The following is a 17785-nucleotide window of genomic DNA, read 5'->3' as shown; positions in this document are numbered from 1 at the left end:
AAATGTGGTTATTGTCAGCCTCGGGGAGGATTGGGCCATGAATGATCTTTCCGCCAACCTGCTGATCGCCGCCTTGCCCGGCGGCGCCTATTGGCTGCTCGGCCTTTGGCTCCTGTAGTCATCCTCGTCCGGCCGTGTCAGGATTTGCCGACACGGCCGGGAGGGATGACATGAGGGACGAAGTCGAGATCGTGGCCGGATGGCAGCCGGGAGCCATCGGCGACATCGTGGCCATGCATTCCCGCTATTACGCCCTTCACTGGAATTTCGGCCCCTATTTCGAGGCCAAGGTGGCCGGCGAGCTGGCCGCTTTCGTGCGCGACCGCCATCGCTTCGCCAGCCAGCTATGGTGCGCCGTGGATTCCCGCGAGCGCATGGTCGGCTCGGTGGCCATCGACGGGGCCAAGGGGCTGGAGGCCGGGGCGCATCTGCGCTGGTTCATGGTCGATCCCAACCGCCAGGGCATGGGGGCGGGTTCGCGCCTGCTCGATACCGCCCTGGAATTCTGCCGCGACAAGGGTTTCGCCTCGGTGCATCTGTGGACCTTCGCCGGGCTGCACGCGGCGCGGCGGCTTTACGAGGCGCGCGGTTTCACCCTGACCCAGGAGCTGACCGGCGAGACCTGGGGCAAGCCGGTCACCGAGCAGTGCTTTCAGTTGACCCTGAGGGCATGACCCCTTGCGTCGGCGAGGGCTTGCGCCAATAGTGCGGCCATGAGTCTGTTCCGTTCCATCGCCACGGTCGGCGGCTTCACCATGCTGTCGCGGGTCACCGGCCTGATGCGCGAGATGATGATCGCCCATTTCCTGGGTGCCGGCGCGGTGGCCGACGCGTTCTTCGTGGCTTTCCGCTTTCCCAACCTGTTCCGCTCGCTGTTCGCCGAGGGCGCCTTCAACGCCGCCTTCGTGCCGCTGTTCACCGGCAAGATGACCGCCGAGGGAACCGAGGCGGCGCGCCGCTTCGCCGAACAGTCCTTTGCGGTGATGACCCTGGTGCTCGCCCTGTTCGTGGCGGTGATGGAACTGGGTATGCCCTGGGCCATCTACGGCCTGGCGCCGGGCTTCGATTCGGTGCCGGGCAAGATGGCGCTGGCGGTGGACTTCTCGCGCATCTGCTTTCCCTATCTGCTGTTCATCTCGCTGGTGTCGCTGCAGGCCGGAGTGTTGAACTCGGTGGGCCGTTTCGCGGCGGCCGCCGCCACGCCGGTACTGCTCAACCTCACCTCCATGGCCGGGTTGTGGTTCCTGGTGCCCTATACCGAGACCGCCGGCCATGCCATGGCCTGGGGCACCTTCGCCGCCGGCGTGGTGCAGTTCGTCTGGCTGGCCCGCTCGGCGCGCCGCGCCGGCATGGGCCTCGGCCCGGTGCGTCCGCGCCTCACCCCCGAGGTCAAGCTGCTGTTCAAGCGCATCGTGCCCGGCGCGGTGGGCGCCGGGGTCTATCAGGTCAATCTGGTGATCAACACCATGATCGCCTCCACCGTGGCCGACGGCGCGGTCAGCTACCTCAACTACGCCGACCGGGTCAACCAGTTGCCACTCGGCGTGGTGGGCATCGCCATCGGCACCGCCCTGCTGCCCACCTTGTCGCGCCAGTTGAAGGCCGGTGAGGCGCAAGCCGCCCGCACCAGCCAGAACCGCGCCATGGAACTGGGGCTGGCGCTGACCCTGCCGGCCGCCGTGGCCCTGATGGTCATCGCCGCTCCGGTGATCCGGGTACTGTTCGAGCGCGGCTCGTTCGGTCCCAACGAGACGGCGGCGACCGCATCCGCCCTGGTGGCCTTCGCCATCGGCCTGCCGGCCTACGTGCTGGTCAAGGTGCTGGTGCCCGGCTTCTTCGCCCGCGAGGATACCGGCACGCCGGTGCGGGTGGCGGGCGTCGCCATGGTGCTCAACGTCGTTCTCAACCTCTCGCTGGCCAAGCCGCTGGGCCATGTGGGCATGGCGCTGGCCACCGCCGTCGCCGCCTGGGCCAACGTGGTCATCTTAGGCGTGCTGCTGGCCCGGCGCGGCTACTTCACCGTGGACGAGCGGCTGAAATCCAAGGCGCCGCGCATCGTCGCCGCCTGCGCCGTGATGGCCGGGGCGCTGTGGGGGGGCAAGCTGGCCCTGTGGCCGCTGGCCCAGGGACAGTTGATGGCGGTGGGCATCCTGGCCGGGCTGGTGGCGCTGGGCGCCGTGGCCTTCCTGGCGGCGGCCCAACTGCTCGGTGCGCTGAGCCTGGGTGAAATCAAGGGTATGGTGCGAAGGAAGCGGGGTTGATTTGGGCGGGCCAGGGAGTATACCTGAGCCCCTGAAATTCTTTTCCCGGAGTCATTCCTCGTCATGAAGCGCATCTTTTCCGGCGTCCAGCCCACCGGTAACCTCCATCTCGGCAATTACCTGGGCGCCATCCGTAACTGGGTGCGGCTTCAGGACGAGTACGAGTGCATCTTCTGCATCGTCGACATGCATGCCATCACCCTGTGGCAGGACCCCAAGGAGCTGACCCGCAACATCCGCGAGGTCACCGCCGGCATGATCGCCGCCGGCGTCGACGCCTCCAAGCACATCGTCTTCAACCAGTCCATGGTTCCCGCCCACGCCCAGCTGGCCTGGATTTTCAATTGCGTGGCGCGCATGGGCTGGCTGAACCGCATGACCCAGTTCAAGGACAAGGCGGGCAAGCACAAGGAGAACGCCTCGGTCGGGCTGTTCGCCTATCCCAACCTGATGAGCGCCGACATCCTGACCTACAAGGCCACCCACGTGCCGGTGGGCGAGGACCAGAAGCAGCATCTGGAACTGGCCCGCGACACCGGCCAGAAGTTCAACAACGATTTCGGCGTCGACTTCTTCCCGCTGCCCGAGCCCATCATTCCGCCCGAGGCGGCGCGCATCATGAGCCTGCGCGACGGCGCCAAGAAGATGAGCAAGTCGGACGAGTCCGATTACTCGCGCATCAACATGACCGACGATGCCGACGCCATCGCTCTCAAGATCCGCAAGGCCAAGACCGATCTCGAGCCGCTGCCCGGCACCATGGAGGGGCTTGAAGGCCGCCCCGAGGCCTCCAATCTGCTGGGCATCTACGCCGCCCTGTCCGACAAGGAGAAGGTCCAGGTGGTCCGCCAGTTCGAGGGCCGGCAGTTCTCGGAGTTCAAGAAGGAACTGGTGGATCTGGCCGTCGCCGTGCTGGGTCCCATCAACACCGAGATGAAGCGCCTGATGACCGATCCCGCCCATATCGACGCCATCCTGCGGAAGGGCGCCGAGCGGGCCGACGCCATCGCCGCGCCGATCATCCGGGACGTCTACGACATCGTCGGGTTCCTGCGGCCGTGACCCAGCGCCTTGCCGAAACCCTGCTGAACGGCATCGCCGCCGCCCTGGCCGGGGTGGCGGCGGTGCTGCGCCATCCGTCGCGCCGTTTCGTGCTGTGGGCCTTCGCCATCGTGGTGGTGCTGGTGTTCCCCGTCGCCATGGTGGTGATCAGCAAGGTGGACGACAATCCCGACTTCGCGTCGGGAACCGTGACGGCGCCCCGCTCGCGCGGCGTGGCGGTGGTGGCTGCCCTGATCACCCGCGAGCTGGACGTCAACAAGTGGCACGCCAACGATCCGTTCTTCATGCCCGGCGCCTGGCTGCGCGACATGCCGGCCTTCCAGCTGGGTCTGGTCGGCGGTCTGGCCCGCATGGTCGGCGCCCTGAATGCCGAGAAGGGCGTGGCCTTCGGGCCTAACGGCGCCGACGTCAACCTCAACCACGCCGCCGGGCTCTTGAAGTATCCCGGCACGGTGTGGAAGTTCGATACTCGTAAGTCCTGGCTGCCCACCGCCTCGGCGGAGAAGCAGTACCGCAATGCCCAGCGTTCGCTCGATCTCTACAATGATCTGGTGGCCGCCGGCTCGGCCTCGTTCGAGCGCAAGCCCGAGGCGCTGGCCGCCCTGGTCGAGGCGCTGATCCGCGATCTGGACGAGGTCACCGAGGCCATCGACCACCATCTGGCCGCCGGGCGCCCGGTACTGCTGGATTTCAGCGTCGACGGGGTGTTCTACGGCAACAAGGGCCGGCTTTACGCCTATTCCGTCGTGCTGCGCGAACTGGGCCGCGATTTCGAGAAGGTGCTGGCCGACCGTCGCCAACTGGAGGCCTGGACCCGCATGGTCGACCAGTTGGCCGGCGCCGCCCGCCTGCGGCCCTGGCTGGTGTGGAGCGCCGCTCCCGATTCCAGTCTGCTGCCCAACCATCTGGCCGCCCAGGGCTATGCCACGCTCAGGGTGCGCATGCAGGCCGCCGAGCTGCTGGCGGCGCTGAAACAGACCGAACATTAGCAAACCATAAAATTCCTGTTGCCATCGGCCCCCGGTTGGAGCGACAACCAAAGGACCCCAAAAGCGCCGGGTGAGAGCGCATGGGGCAGGGGGCGGAAGGAATGCAGATCTACCTTCCCATCGCCGAGATGTCGGTGAACGTCTTCGTCATCCTTGGATTGGGTGGCGGAGTGGGATTCATGTCGGGCCTGTTCGGGGTCGGCGGCGGGTTTCTCATGACTCCGCTGCTGATCTTCCTGGGGGTGCCGCCCACCGTGGCGGTGGGAACCGAGGCCAACCAGATCGTCGCCTCGTCGGTGTCGGGCGTGCTGGCCCATTGGCGGCGCGGCAACGTGGACATCAAGATGGGGCTGATCCTGACGCTGGGCGGCTTCATCGGCTCGACGCTCGGCGTCTATCTCTTCAGATGGCTGCGCGGCCTGGGCCAGATCGATCTGGTCATTTCGCTCTGCTACATCATCTTCCTCGGCATCGTCGGCTCGCTGATGCTGGTGGAAAGCATCCAGGCGCTGATGGCCAGCAAGCGCAACGGCGGTGCGGTTCCGGTGCGCAAGAAGCACCAGCACAGTTGGATGCACGGCCTGCCGTTCAAGATGCGCTTTCGCCGCTCGCAGCTCTATATCAGCGCCGTGGTCCCCGCCGTCATCGGCCTGTTCGTCGGCATCCTGGCGGCGCTGATGGGGGTGGGCGGCGGCTTCATCATGGTGCCGGCCATGATCTACCTGCTGGGCATGCCCACCGCGGTGGTGGTCGGCACCTCGCTGTTCCAGATCATCTTCGTCACCGCCAACGCCACTTTCCTGCAATCGACCATGAACCACACGGTCGACGTGGTGCTGGCCCTGCTGCTGCTGCTGGGGGGCGTGATCGGCGCCCAGATCGGTGCCCGTTTCGGTGTCAAGCTGAAGGGCGAGCAGTTGCGCTCGCTGCTGGCCTTGATGGTGCTGGGCGTCTGCGTCAAGCTGCTCTTCGACATGGTCACGGTGCCGGGCGAACTGTTCGCCGCCGGGACGGGGGGCAAGCACTGATGAAGAGGTTGTGGCTCGTTCTCGTTCTGCTGGCCGCCGCCGCCCCGGTCCGGGCCGCCGAGCCGCTGGTCGCCGACCTGTCCAAGCATCTGGTGGCCATCACCACCGGTTTCGCCGGTACCGACGTGCTGCTGTTCGGCGCCATCGAGGAGGTCGACGGCGGCAAGTCGGGCGACGTGGTGGTGGTGGTGCGCGGCCCCAACAAGACCGAGACCCTGCGCCGCAAGGACCGCACCGCCGGCATCTGGATCAATTCCGGCATCGCCAAGGTGGACAACGCTCCGTCCTTCTATCAGGTGGCCTCGACCCGCCCGCTGGACCAACTGGCGTCGCCCGCCATCCTGGGCCGCCACCAGATCGGCCTGGACCACCTGGACCTGGACATCCGGGTCAAGGATACCGGGGCCGACCAGGGCCAGTACCGTCAGGCGCTGCTCCGCCTCAACCAGAAGAAGGGGCTGTACGGCGACAAGGTGCTGGACATCGGCATGCTGAGCCAGCGCCTGTTCCGCACCGACGTGCACTTTCCCGCCAACGTGCCGGTGGGCGTCTACATGGTCGAAGTCTATCTGATGGCCGGCGGCCAGGTGGTCAGCGCCCAGACCACGCCGCTGGTGGTCAGCAAGATCGGCGTCGGCGCCGATGTTTTCGACTTCGCCCATCACCAGGCGGCCATCTACGGCATCATCGCCATTCTGCTGGCCGCCTTGGCCGGCTGGCTGGCGGCGGTGGTCTTCAAGAAAGCCTGAGCAGTTCCGGGGAGGACATCATGCCGACCAATCGCGTGTTCCTGGTGGTTGTGGACGATTCGCCCGAAATGCAGGCGGCGCTCCGCTTCGCCTGCCGCCGGGCCTATTCCTCCAACGGGGTGGTGGCGCTGCTGCGCGTGATCGAGCCCACCGAGTACGAGCATTTCGCCTCCATCGGCAATCTGATGCGCGCCGAAGCGCGCGAGGCGGCCGAGGAACTGCTCAACCGCCTGGCCGGCGACGTCAACCAGATGTCCGGCCATACGCCGGTGCTCTATGTGCGCGAGGGCAATCCCCGCGACGAGCTGATCGCCCTGATCGCCGAGGAGCCCTCCATCTCGGTGCTGGTCCTGGCCGCCGATACCGGACCGGGCGGACCGGGGCCGCTGGTGACGGCGCTGACCGGCAAGTATATCGGCAAGCTGCGGGTGCCGCTGACCCTGGTGCCCGGCAGTCTGACGCCCGAGCAGATCGATGCGATTAGTTAAGTGTGCCCCTCAAGCGCCGGGCGGGCCGGCTCCGTGGCCCTTGGCTCCCGCGCCATAAGGCGCGCCGGGCCCTGCCCGCAACTCCGAACCCATGAATGGGTTCGTCGAAAGAGTCTCGAGAACCCGGCTTCATCCTACGCCTTGACTCGGAGATAGCCGACGCCATCTACTAGGGGCAGTTTTCGTGCTCCGAAGCGTAAGGACCCCCATGTTCATCCAGACCGAACCCACCCCCAATCCCGCCACCCTGAAGTTCCTGCCCGGCACCGTGGTGATGGGCCAGGGTACCGCCGACTTCGCCGATTCCTCGCGCGCCGCCGGCTCGCCGCTCGCCACCCGCCTGTTCGCCATCGACGGCGTGGGCAGCGTGTTCCTCGGCACCGACTTCATCACCGTCGGCAAGGCCGATGCCGCCGACTGGCAGGTGGTCAAGCCCCAGGTGCTGGCGGCCATCATGGACCACTTCAATTCCGGCGATCCGGTGATCAATCCCGGTTCCGAGGCGGCCGCCGCGTCGGGCGACGACGACGGAATCGTCATGCAGATCAAGGAGCTGCTGGACACCCGCGTGCGTCCGGCCGTGGCCCAGGACGGCGGCGACATCATCTTCCGCGCCTTCGAGGACGGCATCGTCTACCTGCACCTGCAGGGCGCATGCTCGGGCTGCCCCAGCTCCAGCGCCACCTTGAAGCACGGTATCGAGAACATGCTGAAGTATTATGTTCCCGAGGTGATGGCCGTCCAAGCCGTCGACTAAACGTCTCTTTTTGCACTGATTAATAGACACGCTCCGCGCCCCTGGCCCGGGGCGTGTTCTGTTTATGTTCGTATATCGGGCGGTTTTGGGTTGATTTAGCTCAATCGCCTCGGGTATGGTCTTTGTCGATATTGCACTGCAACAAAATGGAGGCAGGCCGATATGCGATGCGGGTCGATCGGATCCCGAATCTTCACAGTCGTCAGTTTTGCAGCCCTTCTGGGCGCGGTTGGCGGACTTTACTGGTTGGTTCTTCACAATACCGCCGCGCCCGTCGCGGTGGCCCGTCCCCAGGTTCAGGAGGCCCCGCCGCAGCCGCAGGCCGCCCTTCTTACCGGTGACGACGTCAGCAGTGCTGCTCGCCTCAATCTGGCCCTGGACCGCATGGGCTACCGCCTCGAAGCGGTGGCGGCCGGTCAGGCCGAGGTGCCGCCGCTGTTCCTTCCCCATATTCCCGGCGACATCGACGATCTGCCCGACATCGAGGGCAAGAAGGCGGTGTTCCTGCGCGTCATGCTGCCCCTGGTGCTGGCGGCGGACGAGGAGATCGCCGCCGAGCGCTCGCGTCTGCTCGACATCATGAACCGCAAGGCCAACCGCCTGCACATCGCCGCTTCGGATCAGGCCTGGCTGGCCGACCTCGCCGAGCGCTACGAGGTGGAGGACGGCAACCTGCGCAAGCTGCTGTCCCGCGTCGACGTGGTGCCGCCGTCCCTGGCCCTGGCCCAGTCAGCCGAGGAATCCGGCTGGGGCACCTCGAAACTGGTACGGCGTTCGCGCAACCTGTTCGGCCATACCGTCGAGGTTTCCGCCGACGGCACCGGCATGCGCAACTTCACCACGCTGTACGAGGCGGTGCGCGCCTATGTGCACAACCTCAACACTCACCGCGCCTATGAGGGATTGCGGCGGGTGCGGGCCCAGACCCGTTCCGATGGGGTGCGGCCCGACGGCCATGCCCTGGCGGCGGCGCTCTCCACCTATTCCGAGCGCGGTGATGCCTATGTGCAGACCATCCGCTCCCTGATCCGCCATAACGAGTTGGTGCGCTACGATCAGGCTCACCTCGGCCGGGTTCAGGCCCGGCGGGGCTGAGGGGCGAAGTTTCCGGTGAGGCGGGCGTCAAGCCCGCCTCATACCGCCAAATCCTGGCGATCGATGCCCAGGATGTGTTCCATCACCCAGAACCGTAGATAATGGTCCACCAGGACGAGGGGGCCATGGCCGTCCGTCGTCGCCAGTTCGTCCAGTCCCGACAGCATGCGGGCATGGTCGGCCCGGTGGCGGGACAGGGGTTTGCCCCGGGCCTCCAGGTGCCGTTCCTCGGCCGCGAAGTGGCTGTGGGTCAGATGGAGGAATTGCTGCAGCAGCCGGGCGCAGGTGGGGTGATCCCCGGTCCGGGCGGCCTGTGACAGTTGGTTGAGCAAGTCGACCATGTGCCGGTGCTGGCTGTCCACCCAGTCGATCCCGATGACCATCAGGTCGGTCCATTTCAGGATCGGGCTGCTGGAATGGGCGCGGACCGCATCCCAATAGGCGGCATCCTCCAGCATTTCGTGCTCCAGCAGAATCCGCTCGAGCTTTTCCAGGAGGCGGTGGCGGGCCTGGACCGTCGACAGATCCTTTACCGACGCCAGATCGGCCTCCAGATGCTCGAGGATGATGGCGTGCGCCTGTTCATGGCCGCTGGCGGCGTCGAATCCCGCCCCGCTGAAGATCACCTTCTCCACCGCGAAATGGTGGGCGAGGGCGCGGCGGAACTCGGCCAGCGATTCCTCGAACGGCGCGGCCCTGTCCGTGTCGCGTGCCGCCATGACGGCGTGACGGATCAATTCGGTCAGCCGGCCGTGCTGCTGGTCGATCAGGGGGTTGCCGCTGGTGGGAATTTTGTGCGCCGGGAACATGGCCCTTTTCCGCGCAATCACAAGGAGTGGAGATCAGGATGCCATGGCGTGGCCGGAACGGCAACAAACATTAGAAAGAGAAAAAGGCGCGGCAAGTTTCCCGGCGAAGGATCGCCCGATCACTTGGCCGTCGCCTGGGCATCACCGGCCGGAGTGATGCCGGCGGGTATCAAGGAAAAGCCCCCGCCGGTTTCCCGGCGGGGGCTTCCATTCCATCACTTCGCGTCGGGTCAGACGGCGACCTTGGCGGCCACGTCCCTGAACTCGGCGATCTGGTCGAAGTTCATGTAGCGATAGATGTCGGCGGCCTTGGCGTTGACCACGTTCACCTGCTCCATGTACTCGGCGACGCTGGGGATCTTGCCCATCAGGGCGCAGACGGCGGCCAGCTCGGCGGAGCCGAGATAGACGTTGGTGTCGATGCCCAGGCGGTTGGGGAAGTTCCGCGTCGAGGTGGACATGGCGGTCGAGCCCTTGCGGATCTGCGCCTGATTGCCCATGCACAGCGAGCAGCCGGGCATCTCCATCCGCGCCCCGGACTTGCCCAGCACCGAGTAATAGCCTTCCTCGTTAAGGATCATGGCGTCCATCTTGGTGGGGGGCGCGATCCACAGCCGCGTCGGGATGTCGGACTTGCCTTCCAGCACCTTACCGGCGGCGCGGAAGTGACCGATATTGGTCATGCACGAGCCGATGAACACCTCGTCGATCTTGGCGCCGGCCACTTCGGACAGCAGCTTGACGTCGTCGGGATCGTTCGGGCAGGCGACGATGGGCTCCTTGATGTCGGCCAGATCGATCTCGATCACGGCGGCGTATTCGGCGTCGGCATCGGGGGCCAGCAGGTTGGGCTTGGCGATCCACTCCTCCATGGCCTTGATGCGGCGGCCCAGCGTGCGCGGGTCCTGATAGCCGTTGGCGATCATCCACTTCATGAGCGTGATATTGGACGTCATGTACTCGATGATCGGAGCCTTGTCCAAACGCACCGAGCAGGCGGCGGCCGAACGCTCGGCGGCGGCATCGGACAACTCGAACGCCTGCTCGACCTTCAAGTCGGGCAGGCCCTCGATCTCGAGGATGCGGCCGGAGAAGACGTTCTTCTTGCCCTTCTTCTCGACGGTCAGCAGACCGGCGCGGATGGCATAGAGCGGGATGGCGTTGACCAGATCACGCAGCGTGACGCCCTGCTGCATCTTGCCCTTGAAGCGGACCAGCACCGATTCCGGCATGTCCAACGGCATGACGCCGGTGGCGGCGGCGAAGGCCACCAGACCGGAACCGGCCGGGAAGGAGATGCCGATGGGGAAGCGGGTGTGGGAATCGCCGCCGGTGCCCACGGTGTCGGGCAGCAGCAGGCGGTTCAGCCACGAATGGATGACGCCGTCACCGGGACGCAGGGCCACGCCGCCACGAGTCGAGATGAAGCCCGGCAGTTCGCGGTGGGTCTTGACGTCCACCAGCTTGGGGTAGGCGGCGGTGTGGCAGAAGGACTGCATCACCATGTCGGCGGAGAAGCCGAGACAGGCCAGGTCCTTCAACTCGTCGCGGGTCATGGGGCCGGTGGTGTCCTGGCTGCCCACCGTGGTCATGCGGGGTTCGCAATAGGTGCCGGGGCGCATGCCCTTGCCCTCGGGCAGGCCACAGGCGCGGCCGACCATCTTCTGGGCGAGGCTGAAGCCCTTGCCGGTGTCCTTGGGAACGGCCGGCAGGCGGAACAGGGTGGAGACCGGCAGACCCAGGGACTCGCGGGCCTTGGCGGTCAGGCCGCGGCCGATGATCAGCGGAATGCGGCCGCCGGCGCGCACCTCGTCGAAGATCACCTCGGACTTGACGGTGAACTCGGCGATGACCTTGCCGTCCTTCAGCGCCTTGCCCTCATAGGGACGCAGCTCGACCACGTCGCCCATGTTCATCTGGTTGACGTCCAGCTCGATGGGCAGCGCGCCGGCATCTTCCATGGTGTTGTAGAAGATGGGGGCGATCTTGGTGCCCAGGCAGACGCCGCCGAAGCGCTTGTTCGGCACGAAGGGGATGTCCTCGCCGGTGAACCACAGCACCGAGTTGGTGGCGGACTTGCGCGACGAGCCGGTGCCCACCACGTCGCCCACATAGGCCACCAGGTTGCCCTTCTTGGCCAGGGCGTCGAGCTGCTTCAGCGGACCGCGCGAACCGGGCTCGTCCGCTTCGATGCCGGGGCGGGGGTTCTTCAGCATGGCCAGCGCATGCAGCGGGATGTCGGGACGGCTCCAGGCGTCGGGGGCCGGCGACAGGTCGTCGGTGTTGGTCTCGCCGGTCACCTTGAAGATGGTGACGGTCAGCGACTTCGGCACTTCCGGACGCGAGGTGAACCACTCGGCGTCGGCCCAGGACTGCAGCACCGCCTTGGCGTTGGCGTTGCCCTTGTCGGCCAGTTCCTTGACGTCATGGAAGAAGTCGAACACCAGCAGGGTCTTCTTCAGGCCTTCGGCGGCCACGGCGCCGATCTTGGCGTCGCCCAGCAGCTCGATCAGCGGCTTGACGTTGAAGCCGCCCAGCATGGTGCCCAGCAGTTCGGCGGCCTTCTCGCGGCTGATCAGCGCGCAGGCCACGGTGCCCTTGGCGACCTTGTCCAGGAACTCGGCCTTGATCTTGGCGGCGTCGTCCACGCCGGCGGGGACGCGATAGGTGATCAGATCGACGAGGGCTTGCTCCTCGCCCTTGGGCGGATTGAGCAGCAGGCCGACCAGGGCCTCGGTCTGCTCCGCCGACAGCGGCAGGGGGGGAATTCCGAGCGCGGCGCGTTCGGCGACATGCTGGCGATAGGCTTCAAGCACGGCGTAATCCTCTCGATCAAGGTTGCGGCCCCACTTCCGGGTGGTTCGGCCGATCCGTTGGACGCACGCAAACGCCGCGACCTCGGCTGTTGTCGAGGCCCCCGGTGTCCGGCGCGCAGGATACCACCCTTAAGTGGGGGTTCAAGCGGAAGAAAACTACCCCCAACGCCGGCCTTGGGAAAAGACAAATTCTTGGGAGGACGTCGCATGCCGCCCATGAAATCGCCACAATTGGCCCCGATGATCCGCGTCATGGCCCTCCGCAAGGCTCCCGCCCCCCGTCCCCTCTCAGGCGGCGAGCCGGCCAGACACGGCGGTCGATGCTTCCCCCCCTGGCATCGGCCGCCGTACTTATTTTCCAGTCCCTCAATCGCCGGGCGGGCCGCCTCCGCGACCCTTGGCTCCCGCGCCATAAGGCGCGCGGCCCCTTGGGCCTAGGGGTTATTTTCCAGTCCCTCAATCGCCGGGCGGGCCGCCTCCGCGACCCTTTGCTCCCGCCGCATAAGCGGCGCGGCCCCTTGGGCCTAAGTGTGATGGATCACGGCCTTTGCGTCACAGCAGGGTTGGCGGTGCGTCTCCCTGCTCCAGCCAGGGCGGCGGCAGCAGGAATTCCGAATCGGGGTCATGCTCGGCATGGCGGCGCTTGGCCAGGGTGCGGGTGTTGACCGCATAACAATAGGTGCAGCCGTGCGGGCAGGTGTCGTACTCGCCGATGTCGCGGCTTTCATGGCACAGGCAGCCGGGGCGGTTGCCCTTGACCTTGGCGGCGATCCGGCGGTCCAGTCCCCAACCTTTCGCCACGTCCTCCAGCCGCCTTGCGTCGATGCAGGCCGACGGCTCCACGCCCGCCGTCAGCAGATCGGGTTGCGAGCACAGCGTCAGGCGAATGCCATGGGCGGCGCCCGACGCGGCCAGCCGGCGCAGCAGGGTGCGCTTGTCCTCGGGCGGTGGATCGCTCCAGCCAAAACGGTGGGCGCGGGCGGCGGCGGCCAGATTGCGTTCGGTCTTGCGGTAGAGGGTGGCGAAGGATACCGACACCTCGTCGGTGATTCCTTCCAGCCGTGCCGCCAGCCGGGTGAAATTTTCCGCGTGCCATTCCAGGGGGGTGAGCGAGGTGGCGAGGATGGGGTCGTAGCGCCACACCACCGCCCGCGGCCCGTGGGTGTCGACCAACTCCTTCATCAGCGACAGCGAGCGTTCCACCTCGATCACCGAGGTTTCCAGGGCGCGGGGATAGCCGGTCAGCGTGTAGTGGAGGACGAATGGCATCCCGGCCCGGCGGATTTCGGCCAGGACGCCGAGGAACGGTCCGGGATTGCGCGTCCAGAACACGAAGCCGTCCACGCCTTGGCGCAGCGGAATGGTGGAGACCTGCCGTCCATAGGGATTGACCGCCTTGGCCCATCCCGCCCGGAAACGGTTGAGGAACCAACGGCCGTAAAAGGCTGGAATATCGGTGCGGTAGCTGGCCGAGACGATCATCCGGCCATTATGGAGCTTGTGGGCGAGTCCTGCCACAACGACTCTGGAGAAAACTTTAACTCATTGTTCTATAAGGTGAATTTACAATCTGTTCATGAATCGGGAGTCATTTTTCGTTGCCCTGGCGGGAGGGGTCATTTATAAAACCGGGGACCGCGATTGGTTTTTTCGATAACCCTGTGGTCCGATCCCGGCGCGCGATCCGCGAGCGACGGGCGAATCGGAGCACGAGCGAAGCAGGAGAACAGCCTTGCGCGACAGGCTCCTCCCGGCAGTGATGCTGGCGATCATGGCAGTGACCTCCCCGGCCCTGGCCGGCGAATCCGGCAAGACGGAAAAGGTGCGGGTCGCCGCCGCCGATGGCGCCCAGACGGCGGCCATTCTGCCCGGTTCCAACCGCGAGGCCCGTGTGGCCCCCCTGCCCAAGCCGCTGTCCGCCGCCGATGTGGAACTCTACAAGCGGGTGATGGCGCTGCAGGCCTCGGGCCAGTTCGCCGCCGCCGACCGCGAGCTGGGCAAGGTTCGCGACGAATTGCTGAAGGGTCACGTGCTGGCGAGCCATCTGCTGGCGCCGGGCGCCAAGCCCAAGTTCCAGGAAGTCCGCGCCTGGCTGTCCGAATACGCCGACCTGCCCCAGGCCGAGGCCATCCACAGGCTGGTCAAGGGCGGCAAGGGCGTGGGCGCGCTCCGCGCTCCGGCCAAGGGCGGCCTCAAGGGCACCAGCATCGAATTCGAGGCCGATGGCGCCACCTGGGAAGAGGTGGCCTATGACGTCGAAACCTCGCCCACCAAGGTAAAGGCTTTCAAGGCCAGACTGCGCCAGGCGCTGCGCGACGAGGAGCCGGCCCGCGTCGAGGCCATGATGGCTTCCGCCGAAGCCCAGTCCATGGCCGCCCTGGATTTCGACCGCCTGCGCCTGATGGTCGCCGCCGACCATTTCGCCGGTGGCCGCGACGAACCCGCCGCCACGCTGGCCGGTCTTTCGGCCGAGCGCTCGGGCGAGCAGCTGCCCGCCGCCAACTGGATCGCCGGACTGGCCCAGTGGCGCCTGGGCAAGCCCGAACTGGCGCGCCGCCATTTCGAGGAAGTGGCCAAGCATGCCGACGGCCAGGACTGGCTGTCCTCGGCCGGAGCCTTCTGGGCGGCGCGGGCCAATCTGGTCACCCGCCGGCCCGAGGCCCACAATCACTGGCTGGAACTGGCCGCCACCTCGTCGCGCACCTATTACGGCCTGCTGGCCCGTGCCGAACTGGGGCATCAGTCCCAGTTCTCGTGGGAGGTTCCGCCCTTCACCGAGGGTGACGCCGATCTGCTGATGCGCATTCCGGGAGCGCGCCGTGCCCTGGGCCTGCTGCAACTGGGCGACCGCGCCGCCGCCGAGGAGGAGCTGCGCAAGCTTTATCCCACCGCCGGCCGGGGCGTGCGCCAGTCCATGCTGGTCCTGGCCTATGCCGGCCAGATGCCGGCCCTGGCGGTGCGCCTCGGCGGCTCGTTGCCGCGTGAGAACGGCCGCCTGCATGATGCCGCCGCCTTCCCGGTGCCCGACTGGACGCCCAAGGGCGGCTGGCAGGTGGACAAGGCCCTGGTCTTCGCCCTGGTGCGCCAGGAATCCTCGTTCAACCCCAACGCCCGTTCCGGGGCCGGCGCCACCGGGCTGATGCAGCTGATGCCGGCCACCGCCGCCGCCGTCGGCGGACGGGGCGCCCGCGACCGGCTTCACGACCCCGAGCATAATCTCGGCCTGGGCCAGCGCTATGTCTCCAAGCTGCTGACCGAGGAGCCGGTCAACGGCAACCTGCTGCTGATGGCCGCCGCTTACAACGCCGGTCCGGGCAATCTGGGCCGCTGGCTGGCCAACATCCGCCATAACGACGATCCGCTGCTGCTGGTGGAAAGCCTGCCGCCGCGCGAGACCCGCGCCTTCGTGCAGCGGGTGATGACCAGCTACTGGATCTACCAGAGCCGCTTCGGCCAGCAATCGGATACCCTCGAGGCGGTGGCCTCGGGCGAATGGCCGCTCTATTCCGGCCAGGACCCGATTCAGGCCAAGCCGCGTCAGGCCTCGCGCTGATCCTTTTCCGGCCCGTCTTGACTCCGGCGGGTGGCGTCGCCACCCTTTGCCCATGATTCTCGTCCACGCCACCTGCGTGGCCATTGATGGCCGCGGCGTTCTCCTGCGTGCTCCCTCGGGCGGCGGCAAGTCGGATCTGGCGCTGCGGCTGGTCGACGAGGGCGCGCTGCTGGTGGCCGACGACCAAACCCGGCTGGAGCGCGACGGCGAGAGCCTGATCGCCAGCCCGCCGGAGGCCATCGCCGGCCTGCTGGAGGTGCGCGGCCTGGGGCTGGTGCGTCTGCCCCATCTGGAACGGGTGAGGCTGGAACTGGTGATCGACCTGACGAGTCCATCGGAGGTGGAACGGCTGCCGGAACCGAACGCTTTGGAATTGCTCGGATTGGCCGTCCGCCGCCTGTGTCTCGCCCCCTTCGAGGCGTCGGCGGCGGCAAAGGTTCGCCTTGCGATGCGCGCTTCAACGCGAGATATAATGCCGCTGTGATGAGCGATCCGCACTCCAGCCCGACCCATACGACCCAGCCCCAGGGCGCCCCAGGCGGCAGCCGGGTGGTGATCATCACCGGCATGTCCGGGGCGGGCAAGACCATGGCGCTGAAAGCCCTGGAGGATATGGGCTGGGAAGCGGTGGACAACCTGCCTTTGTCCCTGGTGGCCAGCCTGGTCCATCCCGGCGAAGGTCTGGCGCGTCCCCTGGCGTTGGGCGTCGACATCCGCACCCGCGATTTCGGCGTCGAGCCGGTGCTGGCGGCCCTCGACCGCCTGATGGGCGAGAGCGGCCTGGACGTGCGGCTGCTGTTCCTCGACTGCGAGGACGACGTGCTGTGTCGCCGTTTCACCGAGACGCGGCGGCGCCATCCCATGGCGGTGGACCGGCCGCTGCTGGACGGTATCCGCCACGAGCGCGCCCTGGTCTCGCCGCTGCGGTCGCGCGCCGACGTGATGATCGACACCACCAACCAGCCGCCCGCCGAGTTCAAGCGGGTGCTGGCCGGACATTTCAGGCTGGAAAGCGCCGGCGGGCTGGTGGTGTTCATCACCTCCTTCGCCTATCGCAACGGCCTGCCGCGCGAAGCCGATCTGGTGTTCGACGCCCGCTTCCTGGCCAATCCCCATTACGTGCCCGAGTTGAAGCCGCTCACCGGCCGCGACCCGGCGGTGGCCGAGTACGTGGCGGCCGACCCGGCCTTCGGTCCGTTCCTCGAATCGCTGACCCGCCTGCTGGAGCCGCTGCTGCCGCGCTTCGCCGCCGAGGGCAAGAGCTACCTCACCATCGCCGTCGGCTGTACCGGCGGCCGTCACCGTTCCGTCGCTCTCGCCGAGCGCCTCGCCGAGTGGATGAAGCGTCGCGGCGGACGGGTCGAGCTTCGCCATCGCGAACTCGACGAAGGGGGTTCATGATGTCACTGTGCAACACGCGCGGGATCGAAGCCGGTGGGGCCGGCTTTTCGCCCGCCCAAGGGGGATTGAGATGATCGGACTGGTACTCGTCACCCACGGCCGGCTCGCCGACGAACTCGTCGCCGCGCTCGAGCACGTGGTGGGACCGCAGCCCAATGTCGGGGCGGTATGCATCGGACCCGACGACGACATGGAACAGCGCCGCAACGACATCCTGTCCAGCGTGGCGCGCTGCGACGACGGTTCCGGCGTGGTGGTGCTGACCGACATGTTCGGCGGCACGCCCTCCAACCTGGCCATTTCCATCATGGACAAGGCCAAGGTCGAGGTGATCGCCGGCGTCAACCTGCCCATGCTGATCAAGCTGGCCAGCGTGCGGCATTCCGAGCCCCTGGCCGACGCCGTCGCCAGCGCCCAGGAGGCGGGCCGCAAGTACATCAACGTTGCTTCCAAGCTGCTGACCCAGGATCGCAAGTGATGTCGGACGCTATCGAAACCGGCGGCGAACTGGTCCGCACCGCCGCCATCACCAATCAGCGCGGCCTGCACGCCCGCGCCGCCGCCAAGTTCGTCAAGCTGGCCGCCACCTTCGACGCCCAGATCACCGTCGGCCATCGCGGCACCGAGGTGTCGGGGCTGTCCATCATGGGACTGATGATGCTGGCCGCCGCGCCGGGCTGTTCCATCGAGTTGAAGGTGACCGGCGCCCAGGCCGACGAAGCCATGGCGGCCCTGTACGATCTCGTCGACCGCAAGTTCGACGAAGACTGAAGCCGC

17 protein-coding genes are annotated in these 17785 nt (G+C 66.8%); 14 read left to right on the top strand and 3 right to left on the bottom strand.

The features are described from left to right. The first annotated feature begins 170 nt into the window (after positions 1-170). The 9 genes from CP958_RS18345 to CP958_RS18305 all read left to right on the top strand — a co-directional run bounded on the left by CP958_RS18345 (position 171) and on the right by CP958_RS18305 (position 8429). Entirely contained in the window at positions 171-674 is a 504-nt protein-coding gene (locus CP958_RS18345) for a GNAT family N-acetyltransferase (protein ID WP_096703670.1), read from the top strand. A gap of 39 nt (positions 675-713) precedes the next feature. Next, the gene (gene murJ, locus CP958_RS18340) at positions 714-2261 is read left to right on the top strand and encodes a murein biosynthesis integral membrane protein MurJ (protein ID WP_096703669.1); all 1548 of its coding nucleotides are present in this window, start codon (positions 714-716) and stop codon (positions 2259-2261) included. A gap of 63 nt (positions 2262-2324) precedes the next feature. Then, on the top strand, positions 2325-3323 hold the full coding sequence (gene trpS, locus CP958_RS18335) for a tryptophan--tRNA ligase (protein ID WP_096703668.1): 999 nt from the start codon (positions 2325-2327) through the stop codon (positions 3321-3323). Then, a complete protein-coding gene (locus CP958_RS18330) occupies positions 3320-4312 on the top strand; it encodes a DUF2333 family protein (RefSeq protein WP_096703667.1) in 993 nt (330 codons plus the stop codon). The genes trpS and CP958_RS18330 overlap by 4 nt, the downstream gene beginning before the upstream one ends. A 101-nt stretch (positions 4313-4413) precedes the next feature. Further along, positions 4414-5340, top strand: coding sequence for a sulfite exporter TauE/SafE family protein (locus CP958_RS18325; RefSeq protein WP_096703666.1), 927 nt, complete (start codon positions 4414-4416; stop codon positions 5338-5340). Further along, on the top strand, positions 5340-6089 hold the full coding sequence (locus tag CP958_RS18320; RefSeq protein WP_096703665.1) for a TIGR02186 family protein: 750 nt from the start codon (positions 5340-5342) through the stop codon (positions 6087-6089). The genes CP958_RS18325 and CP958_RS18320 overlap by 1 nt, the downstream gene beginning before the upstream one ends. 20 nt (positions 6090-6109) lie before the next feature. After that, entirely contained in the window at positions 6110-6577 is a 468-nt protein-coding gene (locus CP958_RS18315; RefSeq protein ID WP_096703664.1) for a universal stress protein, read from the top strand. A 208-nt stretch (positions 6578-6785) separates the two neighbouring features. Further along, positions 6786-7334 (top strand): NifU family protein, encoded by a 549-nt coding sequence (locus CP958_RS18310; protein WP_096703663.1) that lies wholly within the window; start codon positions 6786-6788, stop codon positions 7332-7334. A gap of 246 nt (positions 7335-7580) precedes the next feature. Further along, entirely contained in the window at positions 7581-8429 is an 849-nt protein-coding gene (locus tag CP958_RS18305; RefSeq protein ID WP_096703662.1) for a glucosaminidase domain-containing protein, read from the top strand. Positions 8430-8467: 38 nt separating this feature from the next. On the opposite strand, the gene CP958_RS18300 is transcribed toward CP958_RS18305, so the two are convergent. From CP958_RS18300 to CP958_RS18290, 3 genes are all read right to left on the bottom strand, one after another. Continuing rightward, positions 8468-9238 carry a hemerythrin domain-containing protein gene (locus CP958_RS18300; RefSeq protein ID WP_096703661.1) on the bottom strand — a complete coding sequence of 257 codons (771 nt, stop codon included), beginning with the start codon at positions 9236-9238 and terminating at the stop codon, positions 8468-8470. Between the two features lie 230 nt (positions 9239-9468). Then, entirely contained in the window at positions 9469-12054 is a 2586-nt protein-coding gene (gene acnB, locus CP958_RS18295; RefSeq protein ID WP_096703660.1) for a bifunctional aconitate hydratase 2/2-methylisocitrate dehydratase, read from the bottom strand. A gap of 552 nt (positions 12055-12606) precedes the next feature. Continuing rightward, the gene (locus CP958_RS18290; RefSeq protein WP_096703659.1) at positions 12607-13536 is read right to left on the bottom strand and encodes a DUF1848 domain-containing protein; all 930 of its coding nucleotides are present in this window, start codon (positions 13534-13536) and stop codon (positions 12607-12609) included. 250 nt (positions 13537-13786) lie between these two features. Between CP958_RS18290 and CP958_RS18285 the strand changes: the two genes are divergently transcribed. From CP958_RS18285 to CP958_RS18265, 5 genes are all read left to right on the top strand, one after another. Next, positions 13787-15607, top strand: a complete 1821-nt coding sequence (locus CP958_RS18285) for a lytic transglycosylase domain-containing protein (protein WP_242442984.1) — start codon at positions 13787-13789, stop codon at positions 15605-15607. A gap of 52 nt (positions 15608-15659) precedes the next feature. Next, positions 15660-16091, top strand: coding sequence for an HPr kinase/phosphatase C-terminal domain-containing protein (locus CP958_RS18280; protein WP_096703657.1), 432 nt, complete (start codon positions 15660-15662; stop codon positions 16089-16091). Continuing rightward, a complete protein-coding gene (gene rapZ / locus CP958_RS18275; RefSeq protein WP_096703656.1) occupies positions 16091-17008 on the top strand; it encodes an RNase adapter RapZ in 918 nt (305 codons plus the stop codon). The genes CP958_RS18280 and rapZ overlap by 1 nt, the downstream gene beginning before the upstream one ends. A gap of 70 nt (positions 17009-17078) precedes the next feature. Beyond that, positions 17079-17486, top strand: coding sequence for a PTS sugar transporter subunit IIA (locus CP958_RS18270; protein WP_096703655.1), 408 nt, complete (start codon positions 17079-17081; stop codon positions 17484-17486). Next, on the top strand, positions 17486-17779 hold the full coding sequence (locus CP958_RS18265) for an HPr family phosphocarrier protein (protein ID WP_096703654.1): 294 nt from the start codon (positions 17486-17488) through the stop codon (positions 17777-17779). The genes CP958_RS18270 and CP958_RS18265 overlap by 1 nt, the downstream gene beginning before the upstream one ends. Positions 17780-17785 lie beyond the last annotated feature (6 nt).

Origin of the sequence: Magnetospirillum sp. 15-1, assembly GCF_900184795.1 — a bacterium.
Lineage (GTDB): Bacteria > Pseudomonadota > Alphaproteobacteria > Rhodospirillales > Magnetospirillaceae > Phaeospirillum.
Note: the sequence above shows the minus strand (reverse complement) of the source record. Positions and strands in the feature narration are given on the sequence as shown.